The sequence below is a fragment of the Vibrio sp. 1580 genome (assembly GCF_033340055.1).
In genome coordinates this window covers 140518-161542 of sequence record NZ_JAWOVT010000007.1, presented here as the reverse complement: position 1 = coordinate 161542, position 21025 = coordinate 140518, and the positions used below count along the sequence as shown (strand labels likewise).

The following is a 21025-nucleotide window of genomic DNA, read 5'->3' as shown; positions in this document are numbered from 1 at the left end:
CTATAATGGTTGTATTAACTGTTAGTAGGGTGTTATTGTCGAATTAATAACTAGTATAGTTATAGATTTGTAAAATTTGGCACCAAATATTAAAAAGTTGTAGTATATTTTTTTGCAAGGAAGTAATAAGGTGGAATAAAAAATGGCAGACAACTATAAAAAGCCGTCCAAGGAACTAGACCGTATCGACCGCAACATTCTTAATGAGCTGCAGAAAGACGGTCGTATTTCAAACGTTGAGCTTTCAAAACGTGTGGGACTTTCTCCAACGCCATGTTTGGAGCGTGTGCGTCGCTTAGAGCGTCAGGGTTATATCACAGGGTATACTGCATTATTGAATCCGCAGTTCCTGGATGCATCACTATTAGTATTCGTTGAGATTACGCTAAACCGTGGTGCGCCGGATGTGTTTGAGCAGTTTAACTCAGCTGTTCAAAAGCTAGACGACATACAAGAGTGTCATCTTGTTTCAGGTGACTTTGACTATCTTCTTAAAACCCGTGTATCAGATATGGGTGCTTACCGCCGACTATTGGGCGATACGTTACTACGTCTACCTGGCGTAAATGACACTCGCACATACGTTGTTATGGAAGAAGTGAAACAATCTAACCAGCTTGTGATCAAAACTCGTTAATTTCTTGCAAAGAAAGCGGTATATGCTTCCGCTTTCGCCAGAGAGTAATTGGGTTTTTCTCCTTGATATGGTTAAATCAATTTACCGAGCGGCTTGATGCCGCTCGGAATGTTTTGCAATTTCCTATTTCATTTCCATATTCAAGTTGATTTATGTTCAAAGAGAACGCAAAGAAAGTCGAAACCATTATCAAAACCAGTGAAGAGCCCCAGTCTTCACGCTTAAATGGCTTCCAACGCTTAAAAGAGTGCTGCTTTATCGTTGGCGTTCTTAGCTCGGTATTGCTTGCGGTTGCACTATTTACCTTCAGTCCGGCCGATCCTTCTTGGTCCCAAACCGCATGGGGAGGGGATATCGATAATGCTGGTGGCCTTTTCGGCGCTTGGCTAGCCGATACTCTATTCTTCACATTTGGTTCTCTCGCTTACCCAATCCCTTTCTTGCTAGCGGCGGCTGCATGGGTGATTTGCCGTAAACGAGGAGAAGATGAGCCCATTGATTTCATGCTATGGGGTACAAGGCTGCTCGGTCTGGTCGTCCTTATTATGACCAGTTGCGGTCTTGCCGATATTAATTTTGATGACATTTGGTATTTTTCATCCGGAGGTGTGGTCGGGGATGTGTTGTCTAGCCTCGCTTTACCTACATTGAATGTACTCGGTACCACATTGGTACTGCTGTTCTTGTGGGGAGCGGGCTTTACGCTCTTCACTGGCATCTCATGGCTTAACATCGTGGAATGGCTTGGTGATCGTGCGTTAGCACTAATTGCCGCGCTTGCAAATAAGGCAAGAGGTTCAGAGCAGGAAGTTTTAGAACCTCAGCTTGATGAGTTTGTAGAAGATAAAGTCTCTACGCCTAAACATAATGTAGACTATGAAATTGATGATGAGCCGCTTCCTCATTTAACGGCGTACGATGTCGATGAACCGAAAGAGTCGGCGCCAGCGCATGAGTACCCTATTTATATGCCGCAAGCTAAACCTGATAAGCCTGCGGAACAGGCGATGGTAGAACCGACTCCACCACAACGCAAGGCTACGGTTAATGCTGCGCCAGTTTATTCTGAACCTGAGCCTCAAATACAACCTATCCATACGGTTAACACTGATAACGTTGATCCGCTCTTGGAACGCACCAAGCAACTGAATGTTACGATAGAAGAGCTTGAAGCAGCGGCGCAACAAGCAGATGACTGGGGAACTGAAGAACAGGCAGCCCCATCATTTGCAGACACTTATTCTTCCTATGTCGAGCAACATACAGCTACAGAAGAACCGATCAGTGTTGAACCAGATTATGCGGAGTACGAACAATTTGAAGCAGAGCAAGTACAGCAGCCAAGTATTGAGCATCCTGTACATGAAGAGCCTGCAATTGATTCTGCTGTATTAGATAGCATCACGGCGCAAACAGAGTCGAGCCAACATATTGAGCCTACGATCTCTGACTTTGATGTGTTAGATGATGAAGACGAAGTGGAGTCTCAGCCTGCACAGCAAGCACAGCCAACAACGCCTCATCAGCAAGTTGCAACACCTTCAACAACATTTGAACCTGCACCTCAAAAAGTGGAGGTAGAAGAGGTCCAAGACAACGACCAAGACGTTACCGCATTCCAAGATATGGTTTCCAATGCGCAAGCCAAAGTCGCTGCAACACAGAACCCATTTTTGGTACAGAAAGAAGAAAACTTGCCAGTTCCGGAAGAGCCACTCCCAACGCTCGAGTTGCTTTATCATCCAGAAAAACGTGAAAACTTTATCGACCGTGATGCGTTAGAGCAGGTCGCTCGATTGGTAGAGAGCAAACTCGCTGACTACAAAATCAAAGCCGATGTGGTTGGTATTTATCCTGGTCCAGTGATCACTCGTTTTGAGCTTGATTTGGCGCCGGGGGTGAAAGTAAGTCGTATTTCTGGTCTTTCAACTGACTTAGCGCGTGCATTGTCTGCGATGGCGGTACGTGTCGTGGAAGTAATCCCTGGCAAGCCTTACATCGGTTTGGAACTGCCAAACATGAGTCGTCAGACGGTCTATTTATCTGATGTCATCAGTAGCCCTCAGTTTGAGCAAGCAACGTCACCAACAACGGTTGTGTTAGGTCAAGACATTGCGGGCGAAGCTGTGGTGGCCGATCTTGCGAAGATGCCTCACGTGTTAGTAGCAGGTACAACAGGTTCTGGTAAGTCGGTGGGTGTGAACGTGATGATTTTGAGCATGCTGTATAAAGCAGGTCCAGAAGATGTACGCTTCATCATGATTGACCCGAAAATGCTAGAGCTTTCTATTTATGAAGGTATCCCTCATCTTCTTTCTGAAGTTGTGACTGATATGAAAGACGCATCAAATGCTCTACGTTGGTGTGTGGGCGAGATGGAACGTCGTTACAAATTGATGTCGGCATTAGGTGTACGTAATGTGAAGGGCTTCAACGAAAAATTGAAGATGGCAGCAGAAGCGGGCCACCCAATCCATGACCCGTTCTGGCAGGAAGGCGACAGCATGGATACTGAACCGCCATTGCTAGAAAAGCTGCCTTACATCGTCGTTGTTGTTGACGAATTTGCTGACCTGATGATGGTGGTAGGTAAGAAAGTCGAAGAACTGATTGCTCGCTTGGCGCAAAAAGCGCGCGCGGCAGGTATTCACTTAATTCTTGCGACTCAGCGTCCATCGGTTGATGTTATTACCGGTCTAATTAAAGCGAACATTCCAACTCGTGTTGCGTTTACGGTATCGACTAAAACGGACTCTCGTACAATCCTAGATCAAGGCGGCGCAGAATCACTACTTGGTATGGGTGATATGTTGTATCTACCGCCGGGATCAAGTCATACAACTCGTGTTCACGGTGCATTTGCATCAGATGATGATGTTCATGCTGTTGTAAACAACTGGAAAGCGCGTGGTAAACCGAACTACATTGAAGAGATCATCAGTGGAGATCAAACTCCAGAAAGTCTATTGCCAGGTGAGCAAATGGAAGCGGATGAAGATGTAGACCCGCTCTTCGATCAAGTTGTTGAGCACGTGGTTCAATCACGTCGAGGTTCGGTTTCCGGTGTTCAGCGCCGATTTAAGATAGGTTACAACCGTGCCGCCCGTATTGTAGAGCAGCTTGAAGCACAGGGCATCGTAAGTGCTCCGGGCCATAACGGTAACCGTGAAGTACTGGCACCTGCGCCACCAAAAGATTAATGAACTTGTGTTACTCACCTCAGTCCAACTGAGGTGAGTGGTTCTAATAATAGGTATCTGAATGAAAAAACTATTTTCAGCGAAACTTTTCTCTGCGCTTGTTTTAAGCTTTTCCCTCTTTTCTACCGCACACGCAGCATCTCCTAAAGATGAATTAAACAAACGCCTTTCTATGAATGATGGCTTCAGTGCGGATTTCTCTCAGCAGGTTATCAGCCCTGAAGGCGAAACGGTGATGGAAGGAGAAGGTACGGTTGAAATCGCTCGCCCAAGCCTGTTCCGTTGGAGTACAACATTCCCCGATGAGAACCTATTGGTCTCTGACGGTAAGACATTGTGGTACTACAGCCCATTCATCGAGCAAGTGAGCATCTACTGGCAAGAGCAAGCAACAGAGCAAACGCCATTTGTTTTGCTAACGCGTAACCGAGCAAGTGATTGGAATAACTACAAAATATCTCAAAAAGGTGACCAGTTCACTCTCATTCCTACCGCAGTAGACTCCACACAAGGTCAATTCCAGATTAATATTGATGCCAAAGGTGTGGTGAAAGGCTTCAACGTGGTTGAGCAAGACGGTCAAAAAGGTTTGTTCACCTTTAACAACGTGAAGCTGGGTAAACCAAAAGCAGACAGATTCACGTTCACAATTCCAAAAGGTGTGGAAGTGGATGACCAAAGGAATTAATTGGTAGTGAGCAATTACACATTAGATTTCTCGGGGGACGAAGATTTTCGTCCCCTTGCTGCTCGTATGAGACCGGAAACGATCGATCAATACATCGGACAGCAACACATTTTAGGTCCCGGTAAGCCACTGCGCCGTGCGCTAGAGGCGGGTCACATTCACTCGATGATCCTTTGGGGACCACCGGGCACAGGCAAAACGACATTAGCGGAAGTGGCTGCAAACTATGCCAATGCTGAAGTAGAGCGCGTGTCTGCCGTGACGTCTGGTGTGAAGGAAATTCGTGCAGCAATTGAGAAAGCACGTGAGAACAAAATGGCGGGTCGCCGCACCATCTTATTTGTGGATGAGGTGCATCGCTTCAACAAATCTCAACAAGACGCGTTTTTGCCGCATATTGAAGATGGCACGGTTACCTTTATTGGTGCGACGACAGAAAACCCATCGTTTGAGTTAAACAACGCATTGCTGTCACGTGCACGTGTCTACAAGCTGACGTCTCTTGATAGAGATGAAATCTCATTGGCGCTGAACCAAGCGATCAGCGATAAAGAACGTGGCTTGGGCAATACACCTGCACACTTCGCTGATAACGTATTAGACCGCCTAGCAGAACTGGTAAACGGTGATGCTCGCATGTCTCTCAATTATCTTGAGCTGCTCTACGACATGGCAGAAGACAATGCGCAAGGTGAAAAAGAGATCACGCTTAAGTTGCTGGCTGAAGTGGCAGGGGAGAAAGTCTCTCGCTTCGATAACAAAGGTGATATCTGGTACGACTTAATCTCTGCGGTCCACAAATCCATTCGTGGTTCTAACCCAGATGCGGCGCTTTACTGGGCTGCACGTATGATTGCAGCGGGATGTGATCCTCTTTATATTGCCCGTCGATTACTTGCGATCGCTTCTGAAGATGTAGGCAATGCTGACCCTCGCGCAATGCAAGTGGCACTGTCTGCTTGGGATTGCTTTACCCGAGTTGGTCCAGCAGAAGGTGAACGTGCGATTGCACAGGCGATCGTGTACTTAGCGTGTGCGCCGAAAAGTAATGCTGTTTACGTGGCGTGGAAACAGGCGCTCACAGACGCTCATAACTTACCTGAATATGAAGTGCCGCATCACCTTCGAAATGCACCAACCAGTTTGATGAAAGACATGGGTTACGGTGCAGAGTATCGTTATGCTCACGATGAGCCTGGCGCTTACGCTGCGGGTGAGCAATATTTGCCACCTGAAATGGGCGATCGTAGGTACTATCAGCCGACAAATCGTGGTCTAGAGACCAAAATCGGCGAAAAGTTAGATTACTTGGCTACTTTAGACGCAAATAGCCCACAAAAGCGCTATGAAAAGTAGGCGTTTTTGGATACATTTGTTCAGTAAATTTTTTTAACGCGTACGCTTGGAAAGTGCGCGTGATTTCACAACAAAAAGCATAGGATTAACAATGCTGGATTCTAAATTACTTCGTACAGAGCTGGATGAAACAGCTGCTAAACTGGCGCGTCGTGGCTTTAAGCTAGACGTAGATACTATTCGTAAACTTGAAGAACAACGTAAGTCCATTCAAGTAGAAGTAGAAAATTTACAATCCACGCGTAACTCCATCTCCAAGCAAATCGGCCAAAAAATGGCGGCTGGCGACAAAGAAGGCGCAGAAGAGATCAAGAAACAAATCGGTACTCTAGGTAGCGATCTTGACGCGAAGAAAGTTGAACTTGAGCAAGTAATGGCTCAACTAGACGAATTCACGCTTTCTGTACCAAACATCCCAGCAGACGAAGTGCCAGATGGCAAAGATGAAAGCGACAACGTTGAAATCTCTCGTTGGGGTGAGCCAAAGTCTTACGACTTCGAACTGAAAGATCACGTTGACCTGGGCGAAATGGGTGACGGTCTAGACTTCGCAAGCGCAGTTAAGATCACTGGCGCACGTTTCATCGTGATGAAAGGCCAATTTGCTCGTCTACACCGCGCAATCGCTCAGTTCATGCTAGATCTTCACACTGAAGAGCACGGCTACACAGAAATGTACGTACCTTACCTAGTAAACTCTGACAGCCTATTCGGTACTGGTCAGCTTCCTAAGTTCGGTAAAGATCTTTTCCACACTGAGCCGCTAGTAGAAAAAGTAAACGACGAAGAGCCACGTAAACTGTCTCTAATCCCTACTGCAGAAGTACCTGTAACGAACCTAGTTCGTGACACGATTTCTGACGAAGCGGATCTACCAATTAAGATGACAGCTCACACGCCATGTTTCCGTTCAGAAGCAGGTTCTTACGGTCGTGATACTCGTGGTCTGATTCGTATGCACCAGTTCGACAAAGTTGAACTAGTACAAATCACTAAGCCAGAAGATTCAATGAACGCACTAGAAGAGCTAACAGGTCACGCTGAGAAAGTTCTACAACTTCTAGAGCTTCCTTACCGTAAAGTGGTTCTATGTACAGGTGACATGGGCTTCGGCGCTCGTAAGACTTACGACCTAGAAGTTTGGGTTCCTGCTCAAGAAACTTACCGTGAAATCTCTTCATGTTCTAACATGTGGGACTTCCAAGCTCGTCGTATGCAAGCGCGTTTCCGTCGTAAAGGCGAGAAGAAACCTGAGCTTGTACACACGCTAAACGGCTCTGGTCTTGCTGTAGGTCGTACAATGGTTGCTATCCTAGAAAACAACCAAGAAGCAGACGGCCGCATTGCAATCCCTACAGTACTTCAGAAGTACATGGCGGGCGCAACGCACATCGGTTAATTCGTTAACCACTTGAACACCAAAACCCAGCCTCAGTGCTGGGTTTTTTGTTATCTGCGTCGAGTGAAAATACGTTGTTATGTAAATATAGGATGAGGTATTGCATAGTTAGCCTAAATTATTAAAACCAGTCCCTAATGATATTTTTCTAAGCTTCATTGAGCGTGACAAGCTCCTCCAAAATATAAAGAGGAGGTACTTTCATGGCTTCAATAAGAATAAGCGGCTCTGTTGGCTTGGGTGGTAAAAATGTGGATGCTGATATTCGTACGGTACAAAGGTCTATTAACCAATTGCTTGGTTCTTTAAGGGGAGTAAAGGAACTTAAAGTGGATGGGAAACTGGGCTCTAGACCGGAAAACTCCAAGACTGTCGCCGCAATTAAAGCTTTTCAGAAAAACCTTGTTGGGATGGCTCGTCCAGATGGAAGGATAGATGTGAATGGAAGAAGCCATCGTAAGTTGATGCAAGGTATCACGGTTTTGAGTGCGAAGAAGGCTTTGCCTGTCTCAACCTCCCTCAAAATGAAGCTCAAGGCTAAATTAGAGCAATATGAGGGAAGAGTCGAGCATATGTATTTGGATACCAGAGGCTATATCACTGTTGGGGTAGGTAGTATGTTAAGCGACGGTACCGCAGCAACAAAGCTCCCATTTGTTCACAATTCTACAAATGAACCGGCTACTTACGAGCAAATCAAAGAAGAGTTTTTGCGTGTTAAGGCCCGGCCTTTTGGAGAGTCAGAGCCAGCTTCAAGGTTTAAGCCTTTTACAGCCCTCAAATTAACTGAAAGCGTGATGAACGAGCAAGTAGCACATCACATACAGTCTTTCGAAAAAGAGCTTAAGGTTATCTATGGAGATGAAGCGTTTACATCTTATCCGGACAACGTAAAGCTAGCGCTTTTTGACATGATATTTAATTTAGGTATGCCAAAACTTAAAGATACTTATCCCAAGTTTAATGGGCATATTCGAAACGGAAATTATCAGCAAGCGGCCCTCGAGTCGAAAAGAAATGGTGTACAAGCAGAAAGAAATGCTTATGTAGCAAACTTATTAAGGTCTCATTAATGAAATCACTCTTCCTTTTACTAGGTTTATCTTCTTCTAGCTTATTCGCAAACCCAATTTCGATAGAGCCCTTCTATAGTCCTTACAATAACTCTGATCGTTTTTTTGTCGAAAAAGTGACCTTCTTAACTCAGGATAATGTCAGAGCAGTTTATGGAGCGGAGTGGTATTTTGAGTTCCCACTTAAGTCCGCTTCTGGAGAAGTCTCAGTAGCTAAAAGTTGTGCAGAACTCGAGCTGAAAAGCCAAAAAAACTTTAGCGCTAAAATAGACTCAGAGCATTCTGCGTTAATGGCAACAAAAGTCTTATGTGAATCTTGGAAAGTGATGGGATCTCTTAAACCATCTAATACTTCTTACATATCAGAAAGCATCATTAGTGAGAGTCTTCCGGATATATCTCCATCAGAGTTGAGTTTTATCATCTCTGATGAACAATTGAGAAAATCAAAAGAAGCACATCGATGGGCTGATATGGATAAAATCACTAGTTTTGAGCGATTGAATGACTTCCAGGCTGTATTTTACGATAACTCCGATGGTTACCAAAAAGTTACTCTTCTTGCGACCGGAGACTACAATGATGATGGTTTGGAGGATGTAATACTGTTAAAGGAAAACAGCGTGTTAAGCGGAAGCTATGGTTCTACTCACGGGTATGTTCTTTCAAGGCTTCAGGAGAATGAGTCATACCAACTAATTAAAGAATGGTAATTGGTTTTAGGTTATCTATTTTTATCAAAGCGTAATAGTGTTTTCGAATTTACCCTAATTATCTTGTTATTTGTAATCGATATAATCATCCACCTTACCACGGTAAGTAGATTTTCTCATTCAAGTAACGAGGAGGGCTTATGGCCGTAGGGTGGGCAAACGACGATAGCGTCAGCCAACAAATTCAAAACACAATAGACGACGAGATTTCCCGTGTTCGTGGCAGTATCACAAAGGGTGAGAGCGCCCATTACTGCGATGAGTGTGGTGATGAGATTCCAGAAGCGCGTCGTCTTGCAATGAAAGGCGTTCGTTTGTGTATCGAATGTCAGTCAACAATCGAATTGGTATCTCAACGCCAAGCATTGTTCAATCGACGAGCGAGTAAAGACAGTCAACTTCGATAGCTTTACTACTCTAATAAATAACGAGACGGTTTGAGTCTCATACTCAAACCGTTTTCGTATTGAATTGAACTATGAAGCGAAGCAGTCTTTACGTTGTAACGCAGCATCAATCGCATTCACTAACTTTTCAATATCTTCTGGCTTGCTGATGAACGGCGGCATCATATAAATCAGTTTGCCAAATGGACGAATCCACACTCCGTGTTCAACAAACAAGGCTTGGATGGTTTCCATATTCACAGGGCGATGCGTTTCCACTACACCAATAGCGCCCAACCAACGGGTGTTTTTCACCAAGTCGTATTCTTCAAGTTTTGGTAGTAACTCAGAAAACAACGCTTCGATTTGTTGGGTTTGCTGTTGCCAGTTACCTTGCTCAATCAATTCCAAACTTGCAGTTGCAACAGCACAGGCAAGTGGGTTACCCATAAACGTTGGGCCATGCATAAAACAACCTGCATCACCACCACAAACGGTATCCGCAACGTGTTTGCTCGCCAGAGTTGCAGAGAGGGTCATGTAGCCTCCAGTGAGTGCTTTCCCGACACACAAAATATCTGGCTGAATGTCTGCATGTTCGCAGGCAAACAATTTACCGGTACGCCCAAATCCGGTTGCGATCTCATCTGCAATCAATAACAAGCCGTATTTGTCGCAAAGCCTACGCACGCCTTTGAGAAACTCTGGATGGTAGATACGCATGCCGCCTGCGCCTTGAACGATAGGCTCTAGGATCACCGCAGCAAGTTCTTTATGGTGCGTCTCAATCTTGTGCTCGAAGTCGGTGAGGTCTTCTGGCTTCCATTCATCCCAATAACCACAAGTTGGTGACTCCGCAAAGATATGCTCAGGCAAAAAGCCTTTGTAGAGAGAGTGCATTGAGTTATCGGGATCGGTAACCGACATCGCCGCAAACGTATCGCCGTGATAACCGTGTCGCAAAGTAAGAAACTTCGGTCGGCGTTCGCCTTTTGCATGCCAATATTGCAGTGCCATTTTTAAGCTGACTTCTACGGCAACGGAGCCTGAATCGGCAAGGAATACATTTTCAAGATTACTTGGGGTTAGGGATAGCAACTTCTTACACAAACTGATTGCTGGCTGGTGGGTAATCCCGCCAAACATCACGTGAGAGACCTGATCGATTTGCTGGTGAGCGGCTTGATTTAAATGCGGATGGTTGTAGCCGTGGATCGTCGACCACCAAGAAGACATGCCGTCGACCAGCTCAGTACCGTCTTCCAATTTAATGTGAACACCATTTGCCGATGCTACTGGGTAGCAGGTCAGAGGTGTCAATGTCGAAGTGTAGGGATGCCAGATATGCTGGCGGTCGAAGGCGAGATCCATGTGCGATTCCAATAATAATTGAGGTTAAAAAATAAACAGATGTAAACTTTGTTCCTTTGTGTTGTGTTGACAGTTTATCGAGACTCAGTAGACTGTCAACACAACAACAAAAGTGACTAAAGGAATACACGTGGAAGTTCGTCATAACTGGACGCATGCTGAAGTGCGCGATCTCATGGAAAAACCATTCATGGATCTCCTATTCGAAGCGCAGCTTGTACATCGTCAATATCAACAAACCAACCATGTTCAAGTAAGCACGCTTCTGTCGATTAAGACAGGTGCTTGTCCAGAAGATTGTAAGTACTGTCCTCAGAGTGCTCGTTACACCACAGACATCGAAAAAGAGCGTCTGATGGAAGTAGAACGCGTACTCGATGCTGCGCAAAAAGCCAAAAATGCTGGTTCTACTCGTTTCTGTATGGGCGCTGCATGGAAAAACCCTAAAGAGCGTGACATGCCGCATTTGACTGACATGATCAAAGGTGTGAAGGGCATGGGTTTAGAAACGTGTATGACATTAGGTATGTTGACACCAGATCAAGCAAAGCAATTGGCAACCGCAGGTCTGGATTACTACAACCACAACCTAGATACCTCACCTGAGTTCTACGGCAACATCATTACCACACGGACTTACCAAGACCGTTTAGATACTTTGTCTCACGTGCGTGATGCTGGCATGAAGATCTGTTCCGGTGGCATCATCGGCATGGGTGAAAGTGCAAACGACCGAGCTGGTTTGTTGGTTGAACTGGCTAACTTGCCGGTACACCCTGAAAGCGTTCCAATCAACATGCTCGTGAAGGTAAAGGGCACACCACTGGAAGAAGTGGATGATGTTGAGCCTTTCGATTTCATTCGCCTGATTGCGATTGCACGAATCATGATGCCTCAGTCAGCCGTTCGTTTATCCGCTGGCCGTGAAAACATGAACGAACAAATGCAAGCGCTGTGTTTTATGGCGGGTGCAAACTCCGTTTTCTATGGCTGCAAGCTTCTGACCACGCCAAACCCTTCTGAAGACAAAGATATGATGCTGTTCAACAAGCTCGGTATTAACAGCCAAGAGGTGTCTCAAAAGCCTGATGAAATCGAAGAAAACGAGTTACTCGATCGCGTCGTAGAGCGCGTTGCTGCCCGTCCGACAAAAGACGACCTTTTCTACGATGCCAGCGTTTAAATCTCGTATCGAGTCCGCTCTTGCTAAGCGTAAAACGCAAGGGTTGAATCGTTCTATGAATGTGGTGTTTGCCGGTAACCAGTCCGTTTTGGAGCACGAAGGCAAGCGCTACATTAATTTCTCAAGTAATGATTATTTGGGCTTGGCCAATGATCAAGCGCTCGTTCGTGCGTGGCAGCAAGGTTTAAGCGTATACGGCAGTGGCAGTGGAGCATCGCCAATGGTCACTGGCTTTAGTGCAGCACACAGCAATTTAGAAGCCGCACTAACTGAATGGTTGGGCTACGACAGAGCAATTCTGTTTGGTTCTGGATTCAGTGCTAATCAAGCCTTGTTGTTCACCTTGTTAGAAAAGTCAGACGTATTGATCCAAGACCGTTTGAATCATGCTTCATTGATAGAAGCGGGGGCGTTGTCACCAGCTAAGATGAAGCGCTTCAAACACAATGACATCGAGCACCTAAAGTCGCTGATTAATAGCGAAGACAACCATCTAGTTGTGACGGAAGGGGTATTCAGCATGGACGGTGACTGCGCGCCGCTCAGCGATATAGCTGAAGCCACTCGCAGTCATGATGCTTGGTTTGCTGTCGATGATGCTCATGGTATTGGCGTTCTTGGTCAATCCGGTGGTGGTTCTTGCGAGTTGGCAACGGTTAAACCTGAGATACTGATCGTTACTTTCGGCAAAGCGTTTGGTATGTCGGGCGCGGCTATTTTATGCGACCACGCAACGGGAGACTTTTTGACTCAGTTTGCTCGTCACCATGTGTATTCCACAGCGATGCCTCCGGCACAAGCCTATGCGCTAACGCATGCGGTTTCTATCGTTCAAGAGCAGTCTTGGCGACGTGAAAAGCTTTCAGAGCTTAGTGAAGTGTATCGAGACTGCCTCAGCGATCTGGAGGGCTTTGCTGAGACTCAGACTTCGATTAAGCCGTTTGTGATTGGTGAATCTGAACTGGCTTTGCAGGTTGCGAGCGCTTGTCGCCAAAACGGCATTTGGGTTACCGCTATTCGACCACCGACGGTGCCTAAAGGGACGTCTCGCCTTCGAATCACACTCACTGCCAATCACACCAACGAACAAGTTAAAACGCTTTCAATGGCATTGAAGCAAGCATTAGGAGCGCTGTAATGGATAATGCAACTACCGCATTAGCGCAAACGCTCGCGTTAGAGAGTTTCCATCAAGATAAAGACGCGATTGCCTCTTCGTTTGGTAAAGCAGCAGAAACATACGATAAACATGCGGCTTTTCAACGTGATGTCGGGCATCAGCTGCTTGATAAACTTCCTGAAAACTTGACGGGAAAACGTGTATTGGATTTAGGTTGTGGCACGGGTTATTTCTCCCAACTACTTCAACAACGCGGTGCGGAAGTAGTCTGCGGCGATATCTCTCAAGCCATGTTAGATAAAGCAGAGCAGCGTTGTGGTGCAGTACGAATGCACTACCAAGTTGCTGATGCTGAAAACTTACCATTTGACGATGATAGCTTCGATTACGTGTTTTCAAGTTTAGCGCTGCAATGGTGTACAGATTTAAGTTACCCACTAAAAGAAGTGCGCCGCGTGCTAAAAAATGGTGGGAAAGCGTGGTTCTCTACACTGGTTGATGGATCACTGTATGAGCTGCGTGCATCATGGGAAAAAATTGATGCATATCAACACGTCAATAACTTTCTAACGCTCAATCAGGTAAAAATTGCGTTAGCGCAATCTCGATGTGACAGCCATCAACTAGACTTGACCACCATCACAGTTTGGTACGACTCTGCATTTTCAGTTATGCGTGACCTCAAAGGTATAGGTGCAAATCACGTAAGCGGGCGCTCACACGGTTTAACTAGTCGCGAGACTTTGTTAAAAGTTGAGCATGCGTACCAAGCGTTTAAAAACGATCAAGGTCTTCTACCTGCAAGTTATCAGGTTTGTTTTGGAGTAATACATCTATGATTGATGCTTTTTTTATTGCTGGTACGGATACTGATGTTGGAAAGACGGTAGCGTCTAAAGCCATTTTGCAAGCGATCGCCGCAAAAGGACTAAACACTATTGGTTATAAGCCAGTGGCAGCAGGGAGTGACAAGACTGAAGCCGGATGGCGTAACTCTGATGCTTTACACTTACAAGACGCCGCAACACTCGATGTGGCCTATGATGATGTGAACCCATACGCTTTAGAGTTGCCTGCTTCTCCCCACATTGCAGCGAAGCATGAACATGTCGAAATAAGTTACGATGTTCTGAGTCAAAAACTGGCTCAACATAAGCAGCAAGCCGATGTTGTTCTCGTTGAAGGTGCTGGAGGCTGGCGTGTGCCAGTATCCGATACGGACTGTTTATCTACATGGGTAAAAGAAGAGCAGTTACCTGTTGTACTGGTGGTTGGCATTAAATTAGGCTGTTTGAGCCACGCTTTACTCACAGCGGAGAGTATTAAAGCGGATGGTTTGAATCTTGTTGGCTGGGTGGCAAACCGCGTCAACCCAGGCACAGAGCACTACGCTGACATTATCGAGATGCTAGAAGCACGTATCGATGCACCTAAGCTTGGGGAAATTCCATATATTCCAAGTGCTAAACGTAAAGAGCTAGGCAAGTACATTAATGTAGAGCCGTTGCTAAACACTGACTAATGGTGTTTAGGGTAAAAGACTAAAAAACCAAAGGGCTGCGCAATGCAGCCCTTTCTTGTTGGTGTAACCTAAAAAGTCAGATTACTTATCTTGGCTGAGCCCCATCAATGCTTGTTGTGTTTCTGCAACACGCTGAGACATATGATGATCGGTTGAAATACCAAGTTGTTGCTTTGCCTCGTCCTCTGAGATGCCTAGGTGACAACGCAGTAAATCAATAGCCATCTGATAGTCGTTAGTTTCTACCATGGTTTTTCCCTCAATACATGGAGTTTTTGAGCTCACCCAATGCACTTTTTGCAATGTACTTAGAGTGGCTCTGTTTTGTTCATCTCATTCGAATTTAGCATGTCCATGTAGCCGCACAATAAGACCAAAGTCTATAGCAGAGCTAACGTACTGTTTTTGGTCTATTAAAAAATTTCTAGCTAAGTTGCTAAGAGGTGATAGATTTAACACCAAGATCATCTATCAATAGATGATGGGTAGCTCAGAGCTTATTTTATCATTTTGATAAATGTATATGAACGGAGGTTCCGGCTCCTACCAAAGCATGTTTTGAAATCGCTTGAATCAAATATTTCAGTCCCGAAAACAAATGTTGCAATTTATTGCTTAACCTTGTTTTTATCGCGGATAGACTATATCTATAACGCACGGAACATGAAAATCAACGGAATTGGCTTTTATAGCGATTACCATTTGTTCCTTATAACAATCCGTTTTAAAAAAACGATAAGCTTCCTCGGAGAAAAGTAATGAAGCGAATTATGTTATTCCTAGCAACTAACCTAGCTGTCGTGCTAGTGCTTAGTGTTGTTCTGAATATTGTTTACGCTGTAACTGGAATGCAACCAGGCAGTCTGTCAGGTTTACTTGTAATGGCTGCTGTATTTGGTTTTGGTGGCGCATTTATTTCGTTGATGATGTCAAAGGGTATGGCGCTACGCTCGGTTGGTGGTATGGTCATTGAAAGCCCGCGCAACGAAACGGAGCATTGGTTAGTCGAAACTGTGGGTCGTCAAGCTCAACAAGTGGGTATTGGTATGCCAACGGTGGCTATTTATGATTCACCAGATATCAATGCATTTGCGACAGGTGCAAAACGAGATGACTCTCTTGTCGCCGTTTCTACTGGTCTTTTACACAATATGACTCGTGATGAGGCAGAGGCAGTACTTGCACACGAAGTGAGCCATATTGCAAATGGTGATATGGTCACGATGACGTTGATGCAAGGTGTCGTGAACACGTTTGTTATCTTCCTATCACGCTTTATTGCCAATATCGTGGCATCGAACGATGATGAAGAAGGCCAAGGTACAAATATGATGGTTTACTTTGGCGTATCCATGGTGCTTGAACTGGTATTTGGTTTCCTAGCTAGCTTCTTGACTATGTGGTACAGCCGTCATCGCGAATTCCACGCGGACGCAGGTGCTGCGCGCCTCGTTGGCAAAGAAAAAATGATTGCGGCTCTAGAGCGTTTGAAGGTGAGTCATGAATCTCAACTGGATGGCACCATGATGGCGTTTGGTATCAATGGCAAGCAGTCGCTGACTGAGCTATTAATGAGCCACCCTCCGCTAGATAAACGTATTGCAGCGTTGCGAGGCCAGCAATACTAATTGTTCCTACTTAAATAATTGTTAATCTGCTGAAAAGGCTTGGTTTTGACCAAGCTTTTTTTTCGCCGATTGATCGCGTGCGAACTTCATCACGTACTACTTACAGAAATAAAGTTATACAAAATTATTTTTGTACAACTTTGGTGGAATGAACTATCTTGTACATATAATAATTTTGTACAACTTAATGGGCGTGTAGGAGTAAAAAATGGACATACAGTCTGTTGGCAATATCTATCAAAAGCTCAACAAAGCGAACTTACATCTGCTTAAGGATATATATCACCAAGATGTAGTATTTGAGGACGCAGCGCATCGTTTAGAAGGATGGCCAGCACTTTCGGATTATTTCACCTCATTATATGCCAACGTCATCAGTTGTGATTTTGTAATCCATGAGCATCAACAAGTCGGAGATACAGGCTTCCTAACTTGGACAATGGACCTTCAGCATCCCAAACTTCAGAAGGGTGCGCCTATTCTCGTCAATGGTGTTTCGCACCTCAAATTTAGCGAAGGTCAGGTCATTTATCACCGAGACTATTTTGATCTCGGAGAGATGCTCTATGAGCATTTACCGTTACTTGGTTCAGTCGTTAAAACCATCAAGCAGAGGTTAGGACAATGAACAACACCATCTTAATCACAGGCGCCACCTCCGGAATAGGAAGGCAGCTTGCCCTAGATTACGCGAACTCAGAATGGAATGTGATTGCTTGTGGTCGGAATCAAGATGTTCTTGCAGAACTGGAGGCAGTTTCCTCCAAAATTCATACATTGCAGTTTGATGTGACAAATTATGAGGAAACTCAGCAGGCGCTCTCTAATTTGCCATTTACGCCAAACACATGGGTTTTTAACGCAGGCGATTGTGAGTACATGGATGAGGGAGTGGTCGACGCGAAACTCATGGCGCGTGTGATGAACGTAAATGTTGTCGGTGTTGCCAACTGCGTTGAAGGCTGCCAAGTGCATTTAGAGAGAGGGCACCGCATTGTTATTGTTGGCTCTATCGCATCAGAAGTGGCATTGCCTCGTGCTGAAGCTTACGGCGCATCCAAAGCGGCAGTCAGTTATTTTGCACGCACGCTCGCCGTCGACTTGAAAAAGAAAGGGATCAAAGTGGTAACGGTGTTTCCTGGTTTTGTTGAAACGCCGTTGACTGACAAAAACGACTTCGAAATGCCAATGATCATTTCTACTCAGCAAGCGTCGGACTCTATCAGGAAGCAGTTAGCCGCCAACAAGACCTATATCTATTTCCCGGCGAGATTTACCAGTATTTTACGTTTTATCTCGTTACTTCCATACAGTTGGCAAGCTCGCCTAACTGCTAAACTCGTATCATAAGAAGGAATAAAAATGAAAACAGCAGGAAGAAAGAAGATAGCGATTGTGGGAACGGGAATCTCTGGCCTTACTTGTGGTTATTACTTGCATAAAGAACATGATGTAACGCTGTTTGAAGCGAACGATTACATCGGTGGCCATACTGCAACCGTTGATGTGAGCCTTGATGGTAAAGAATACGCGATAGATACTGGGTTCATCGTCTATAACGACCGTACGTACCCTAATTTCATTAAAATGATGAGCGAGATTGGCGTTGAAGGTCTGCCGACTCAAATGAGCTTCAGTGTCAGAAATGATGGGAACGGACTAGAGTACAACGGCCACACAGTGTCGACATTGTTTGCTCAAAAACGTAACTGGGCAAACCCTAAATTTTATCGATTTATCTTCGAGATACTTCGTTTCAATAAACTTGCCAAGCGCTTCGCTAGCGAGCAGTCCACGCACTCTCAGACGTTAGGTGAGTTCCTTGACGAACACAAATTCAGTGCTTTCTTTACCGATAACTACATATTACCGATGGGCGCTGCGATTTGGTCGTCGACTTTGGCTGACATGCGCGCATTCCCTCTTATGTTCTTCTTACGTTTCTTCCTCAACCACGGTCTGCTAGATGTGACTAACCGACCACAATGGTATGTGATTAAAGGTGGTTCACGTTCATACATTCCACCATTGACTAAAGGCTTTGTCGAGAATATTCGTCTTAATAGTCCTGTCGAAAAAGTGGTTCGCAACGAAAAAGGGGTTGGCGTTCAAGTTCGCGGAGAAACACATTGGTTTGATGACGTTATCTTTGCTTGTCACAGTGATCAAGCAATGAGAACGCTAGAGGATATCAGCCCAATTGAGCAGGAAATCTTGGGGGATATGACATACCAAGCAAATGAAGTTGTTCTTCATACCGACTCTGCCGTACTACCAAAACGTAAGGCAGCATGGGCATCATGGAACTACCTATTGGAAGGAAGTGAAGAGGAACAGCAACGCCTCCCTTCGCTCACTTATAACATGAATATTCTTCAGCATATTCAATCAGAACACACGTTTTGTGTAACGTTGAATAGTACTGAGCAAATTAACTCAAATAAAGTCTTGCGTTCGTTCACTTATCATCATCCAGTATTCACCACTGAGTCTATTGCAGCGCAGCAGCGCAAAAATGAGATACAGGGTAAACAAAGTACCTGGTTCTGCGGCGCTTATTGGTACAACGGTTTTCATGAAGATGGCGTGCGTAGCGCGCTTGATGTTGTGAAAGAGCTAGAAGAAAAGTACCGCGAACAAAATGTGGTTCCTTTCGAAAAAGGCGCAGCGTGATATGGATAGCCAAATGAACAGCCGATTGTTTATAGGCAACGTTCGTCACCGTCGATTCACGCCTGTGAATCATGAGTTGAACTACTCTTTATTTATGCCCGCCATTGATGTAGACGAGATCGATGCTTTAGAGAAAAAAGTATGGGGTTTTGGTTCGCGTTGGTGGCATTGGGCTCGCTTCAAGCGCAGTGATTACATTGGTGAAGGTAGCGTCAAGTCGGCAGTGCACAGCAAAATTGAAGAACTGACAGGTGTCCGCTGTACCGGCAAGGTAATCGCAGTCTGTCACTTGCGTTATCTAGGACTTTATTTCAGTCCCGTTAATTTCTACTACGTTTATAACGCGGAAGGAGAATGGAAGTATCTCCTCGCAGAGGTGAGTAACACTCCTTGGAATGAACGACATTACTACGTGGTGTCAGCAGATAAAGAAGAAGAAAAGTTTGGTTGGGAACAAGATAAAGCATTCCATGTTTCACCATTCAACCCGATTGACCAACTCTACCGCTGGAGAATTAAACCTTTGACAGACAAGTTGAATATTCATCTTGAATGTCACAAAGGAGAGAAACACTTTGATGCCACCATGGTTATGAAAGCCAAGCCACTTTCAAGCAAAACCTTATTGAGGTGTTTGATCGTTACACCAATACAAACGGTAAAAGTAATGGTTGGTATTTATTGGCACGCATTAAAACTTTGGGTGAAAGGCGCACCTTTTTATTCTCATCCTAAATATTCAACGCATGAAGAAATAGAAGCCGATACTGAAAAAACAGACAAAAAAAATAAAAAGCATAAGGAGAATTCTGCATGTTAAATACTAGTTCTATGACATTGCCGCGTAAATTGACGACAACGCAAAAAGCGGCTCGCGGAGTTATTTTTCAATGTCTGCAAAAAATGGAAATCGGCTGCTTAACAGTTATTGAAAGTTTTAAGACGGAAACGACAGAGCGAAGCGAGCGTTTTAGTGCGCCAAATGGGGAGTACAGTGGTCAACCTGTTGTCGCTATTATAGAGGTAAAACATCCAGGCTTTTATTCACGGATCTTGCAGGGCGGCAGTATTGCTGCTGGTGAGGCTTATATGGATGGGTGGTGGGATAGCCCCGATTTAACCTCATTAATGAAACTGATGGCCCTTAACATGCGTGCTCTAGATAAACTCGAAGAGCAAGGCAGTTGGTTGACTAAAATACTGTACAAGTTCAGTCATTGGTCAAACAGAAACTCTGAAGAGAACTCACGTAAAAATATCCATGCGCATTACGACTTGGGTAACAACCTATACGAAGCGTTCCTTGATACCAATATGCTGTACTCGTCGGCGCTTTACAATCATGCGGATGACTCTCTAGAGCAGGCTCAAATCAACAAAATGGATCGTCTATGTCAGCAACTTGAGCTGAAGCCCACTGATCATGTTGTTGAAATTGGCACTGGGTGGGGCGCTATGGCGATTTACATGGCCGAACAATACGGTTGTCAGGTCACCACAACAACGATATCTGAAGAGCAACACGTGTACGCGGAGCAAAAAATCAAAGAGCGTGGCTTAGAAGACAAAATCACTCTACTCAAAGAAGATTACCGAAACCTAACCGGCACTTATGACAAGCTCGTTTCTATTGAAATGATTGAAGCTGTGGGCAAACAATTCCTGCCTTCGTACATTAAGGTCTGTGAGTCTTTATTAAAGTCCGGTGGCTTGATGGCGATTCAAGCGATTACGATTGCCGATCAGCGTTACGATTACTACAGTAACAACGTCGACTTTATCCAAAAGTACATTTTCCCGGGTGGTTTTTTACCGTCGGTAACCTCACTAACCCAAGCTACAACAAAATATAGTGACTTAGTGACGCGAGACTTGTTCGATATTGGTTTGGACTACGCCAAGACGCTGAACGAATGGCACTTACGTTTTAATCGAGCAGAGAATGAAGTGCGCTCGTTTGGCTACGACGACCGCTTTGTGCGTATGTGGCGCTACTATTTGAGCTACTGTGAAGGTGGCTTTTTGGCTCGCACGATCAGTGCCGTTCACATGACGTTTCAACGCCCGTAGTTCGTT

General features: G+C 45.0%; 20 protein-coding genes. 18 read left to right on the top strand and 2 right to left on the bottom strand.

Features of this window, described 5'->3' with window-relative positions; genetic code table 11:
- Positions 1–142: 142 nt before the first annotated feature.
- From lrp to R7093_RS13270, 8 genes are all read left to right on the top strand, one after another.
- Entirely contained in the window at positions 143–637 is a 495-nt protein-coding gene (gene lrp / locus R7093_RS13305) for a leucine-responsive transcriptional regulator Lrp (protein ID WP_005378234.1), read from the top strand.
- A gap of 152 nt (positions 638–789) precedes the next feature.
- Positions 790–3837 (top strand): DNA translocase FtsK 4TM domain-containing protein, encoded by a 3048-nt coding sequence (locus R7093_RS13300; protein WP_132936551.1) that lies wholly within the window; start codon positions 790–792, stop codon positions 3835–3837.
- Positions 3838–3898: 61 nt separating this feature from the next.
- Positions 3899–4525 (top strand): outer membrane lipoprotein chaperone LolA, encoded by a 627-nt coding sequence (gene lolA, locus R7093_RS13295; protein WP_005388103.1) that lies wholly within the window; start codon positions 3899–3901, stop codon positions 4523–4525.
- Entirely contained in the window at positions 4526–5881 is a 1356-nt protein-coding gene (locus R7093_RS13290) for a replication-associated recombination protein A (protein ID WP_318146688.1), read from the top strand.
- A gap of 91 nt (positions 5882–5972) precedes the next feature.
- Positions 5973–7280, top strand: a complete 1308-nt coding sequence (serS, locus tag R7093_RS13285) for a serine--tRNA ligase (RefSeq protein WP_047100797.1) — start codon at positions 5973–5975, stop codon at positions 7278–7280.
- Between the two features lie 203 nt (positions 7281–7483).
- Positions 7484–8353, top strand: a complete 870-nt coding sequence (locus R7093_RS13280; RefSeq protein WP_047100795.1) for a peptidoglycan-binding domain-containing protein — start codon at positions 7484–7486, stop codon at positions 8351–8353.
- Positions 8353–9066 carry a hypothetical protein gene (locus tag R7093_RS13275; RefSeq protein WP_047100794.1) on the top strand — a complete coding sequence of 238 codons (714 nt, stop codon included), beginning with the start codon at positions 8353–8355 and terminating at the stop codon, positions 9064–9066. The genes R7093_RS13280 and R7093_RS13275 overlap by 1 nt, the downstream gene beginning before the upstream one ends.
- A gap of 140 nt (positions 9067–9206) precedes the next feature.
- Positions 9207–9473 (top strand): DksA/TraR family C4-type zinc finger protein, encoded by a 267-nt coding sequence (locus R7093_RS13270; protein WP_005437185.1) that lies wholly within the window; start codon positions 9207–9209, stop codon positions 9471–9473.
- 69 nt (positions 9474–9542) lie between these two features.
- Here the strand turns inward: R7093_RS13270 and bioA are convergent, their stop codons facing one another.
- Positions 9543–10823: an adenosylmethionine--8-amino-7-oxononanoate transaminase gene (gene bioA, locus R7093_RS13265; protein ID WP_047100790.1), complete on the bottom strand. Its 1281-nt coding sequence runs from the start codon at positions 10821–10823 to the stop codon at positions 9543–9545.
- Between the two features lie 130 nt (positions 10824–10953).
- On the opposite strand from bioA, the gene bioB reads away from it, so the two are divergent.
- From bioB to bioD, 4 genes are read left to right on the top strand one after another with little or no spacing between them, the layout of a single operon-like run.
- Complete coding sequence (bioB, locus tag R7093_RS13260; RefSeq protein WP_005378222.1) at positions 10954–12006, top strand: biotin synthase BioB; 1053 nt, start codon at positions 10954–10956, stop codon at positions 12004–12006.
- The gene (gene bioF, locus R7093_RS13255; RefSeq protein WP_047100789.1) at positions 11993–13144 is read left to right on the top strand and encodes an 8-amino-7-oxononanoate synthase; all 1152 of its coding nucleotides are present in this window, start codon (positions 11993–11995) and stop codon (positions 13142–13144) included. Before bioB ends, bioF begins: the two co-directional genes overlap by 14 nt.
- Positions 13144–13965, top strand: coding sequence for a malonyl-ACP O-methyltransferase BioC (gene bioC, locus R7093_RS13250; RefSeq protein ID WP_005388087.1), 822 nt, complete (start codon positions 13144–13146; stop codon positions 13963–13965). Before bioF ends, bioC begins: the two co-directional genes overlap by 1 nt.
- Positions 13962–14648, top strand: coding sequence for a dethiobiotin synthase (gene bioD, locus R7093_RS13245; protein WP_005378217.1), 687 nt, complete (start codon positions 13962–13964; stop codon positions 14646–14648). The genes bioC and bioD overlap by 4 nt, the downstream gene beginning before the upstream one ends.
- An 81-nt stretch (positions 14649–14729) precedes the next feature.
- On the opposite strand, the gene R7093_RS13240 is transcribed toward bioD, so the two are convergent.
- Positions 14730–14897: a hypothetical protein gene (locus tag R7093_RS13240; protein WP_005378215.1), complete on the bottom strand. Its 168-nt coding sequence runs from the start codon at positions 14895–14897 to the stop codon at positions 14730–14732.
- Between the two features lie 509 nt (positions 14898–15406).
- Here R7093_RS13240 and htpX point away from each other — a divergent pair.
- The 6 genes from htpX to R7093_RS13210 all read left to right on the top strand — a co-directional run bounded on the left by htpX (position 15407) and on the right by R7093_RS13210 (position 21019).
- Positions 15407–16276: a protease HtpX gene (htpX, locus tag R7093_RS13235; protein ID WP_005388085.1), complete on the top strand. Its 870-nt coding sequence runs from the start codon at positions 15407–15409 to the stop codon at positions 16274–16276.
- A 208-nt stretch (positions 16277–16484) separates the two neighbouring features.
- Complete coding sequence (locus R7093_RS13230; protein WP_005378211.1) at positions 16485–16904, top strand: nuclear transport factor 2 family protein; 420 nt, start codon at positions 16485–16487, stop codon at positions 16902–16904.
- Positions 16901–17626 (top strand): SDR family oxidoreductase, encoded by a 726-nt coding sequence (locus tag R7093_RS13225; protein WP_047100788.1) that lies wholly within the window; start codon positions 16901–16903, stop codon positions 17624–17626. The genes R7093_RS13230 and R7093_RS13225 overlap by 4 nt, the downstream gene beginning before the upstream one ends.
- A gap of 12 nt (positions 17627–17638) precedes the next feature.
- Positions 17639–18949, top strand: coding sequence for an NAD(P)/FAD-dependent oxidoreductase (locus tag R7093_RS13220; RefSeq protein ID WP_047100786.1), 1311 nt, complete (start codon positions 17639–17641; stop codon positions 18947–18949).
- A 1-nt stretch (position 18950) separates the two neighbouring features.
- Entirely contained in the window at positions 18951–19769 is an 819-nt protein-coding gene (locus R7093_RS13215; protein ID WP_047100784.1) for a DUF1365 domain-containing protein, read from the top strand.
- A complete protein-coding gene (locus R7093_RS13210) occupies positions 19763–21019 on the top strand; it encodes an SAM-dependent methyltransferase (RefSeq protein ID WP_047100782.1) in 1257 nt (418 codons plus the stop codon). The genes R7093_RS13215 and R7093_RS13210 overlap by 7 nt, the downstream gene beginning before the upstream one ends.
- Positions 21020–21025: the final 6 nt, after the last annotated feature.

Excerpts from the sequence above, each read along its gene's own strand:
- lrp (WP_005378234.1), top strand. The coding sequence starts at position 143 with ATGGCAGACAACTATAAAAAGCCGTCCAAGGAACTAGACCGTATCGAC.
- R7093_RS13300 (WP_132936551.1), top strand. The coding sequence starts at position 790 with ATGTTCAAAGAGAACGCAAAGAAAGTCGAAACCATTATCAAAACCAGT.
- lolA (WP_005388103.1), top strand. The coding sequence starts at position 3,899 with ATGAAAAAACTATTTTCAGCGAAACTTTTCTCTGCGCTTGTTTTAAGC.
- serS (WP_047100797.1), top strand. The coding sequence starts at position 5,973 with ATGCTGGATTCTAAATTACTTCGTACAGAGCTGGATGAAACAGCTGCT.
- R7093_RS13280 (WP_047100795.1), top strand. The coding sequence starts at position 7,484 with ATGGCTTCAATAAGAATAAGCGGCTCTGTTGGCTTGGGTGGTAAAAAT.
- R7093_RS13275 (WP_047100794.1), top strand. The coding sequence starts at position 8,353 with ATGAAATCACTCTTCCTTTTACTAGGTTTATCTTCTTCTAGCTTATTC.
- R7093_RS13270 (WP_005437185.1), top strand. The coding sequence starts at position 9,207 with ATGGCCGTAGGGTGGGCAAACGACGATAGCGTCAGCCAACAAATTCAA.
- bioA (WP_047100790.1), bottom strand. The coding sequence starts at position 10,823 with ATGGATCTCGCCTTCGACCGCCAGCATATCTGGCATCCCTACACTTCG.
- bioF (WP_047100789.1), top strand. The coding sequence starts at position 11,993 with ATGCCAGCGTTTAAATCTCGTATCGAGTCCGCTCTTGCTAAGCGTAAA.
- bioC (WP_005388087.1), top strand. The coding sequence starts at position 13,144 with ATGGATAATGCAACTACCGCATTAGCGCAAACGCTCGCGTTAGAGAGT.
- bioD (WP_005378217.1), top strand. The coding sequence starts at position 13,962 with ATGATTGATGCTTTTTTTATTGCTGGTACGGATACTGATGTTGGAAAG.
- R7093_RS13240 (WP_005378215.1), bottom strand. The coding sequence starts at position 14,897 with ATGGTAGAAACTAACGACTATCAGATGGCTATTGATTTACTGCGTTGT.
- htpX (WP_005388085.1), top strand. The coding sequence starts at position 15,407 with ATGAAGCGAATTATGTTATTCCTAGCAACTAACCTAGCTGTCGTGCTA.
- R7093_RS13230 (WP_005378211.1), top strand. The coding sequence starts at position 16,485 with ATGGACATACAGTCTGTTGGCAATATCTATCAAAAGCTCAACAAAGCG.
- R7093_RS13225 (WP_047100788.1), top strand. The coding sequence starts at position 16,901 with ATGAACAACACCATCTTAATCACAGGCGCCACCTCCGGAATAGGAAGG.
- R7093_RS13220 (WP_047100786.1), top strand. The coding sequence starts at position 17,639 with ATGAAAACAGCAGGAAGAAAGAAGATAGCGATTGTGGGAACGGGAATC.
- R7093_RS13215 (WP_047100784.1), top strand. The coding sequence starts at position 18,951 with ATGGATAGCCAAATGAACAGCCGATTGTTTATAGGCAACGTTCGTCAC.
- R7093_RS13210 (WP_047100782.1), top strand. The coding sequence starts at position 19,763 with ATGTTAAATACTAGTTCTATGACATTGCCGCGTAAATTGACGACAACG.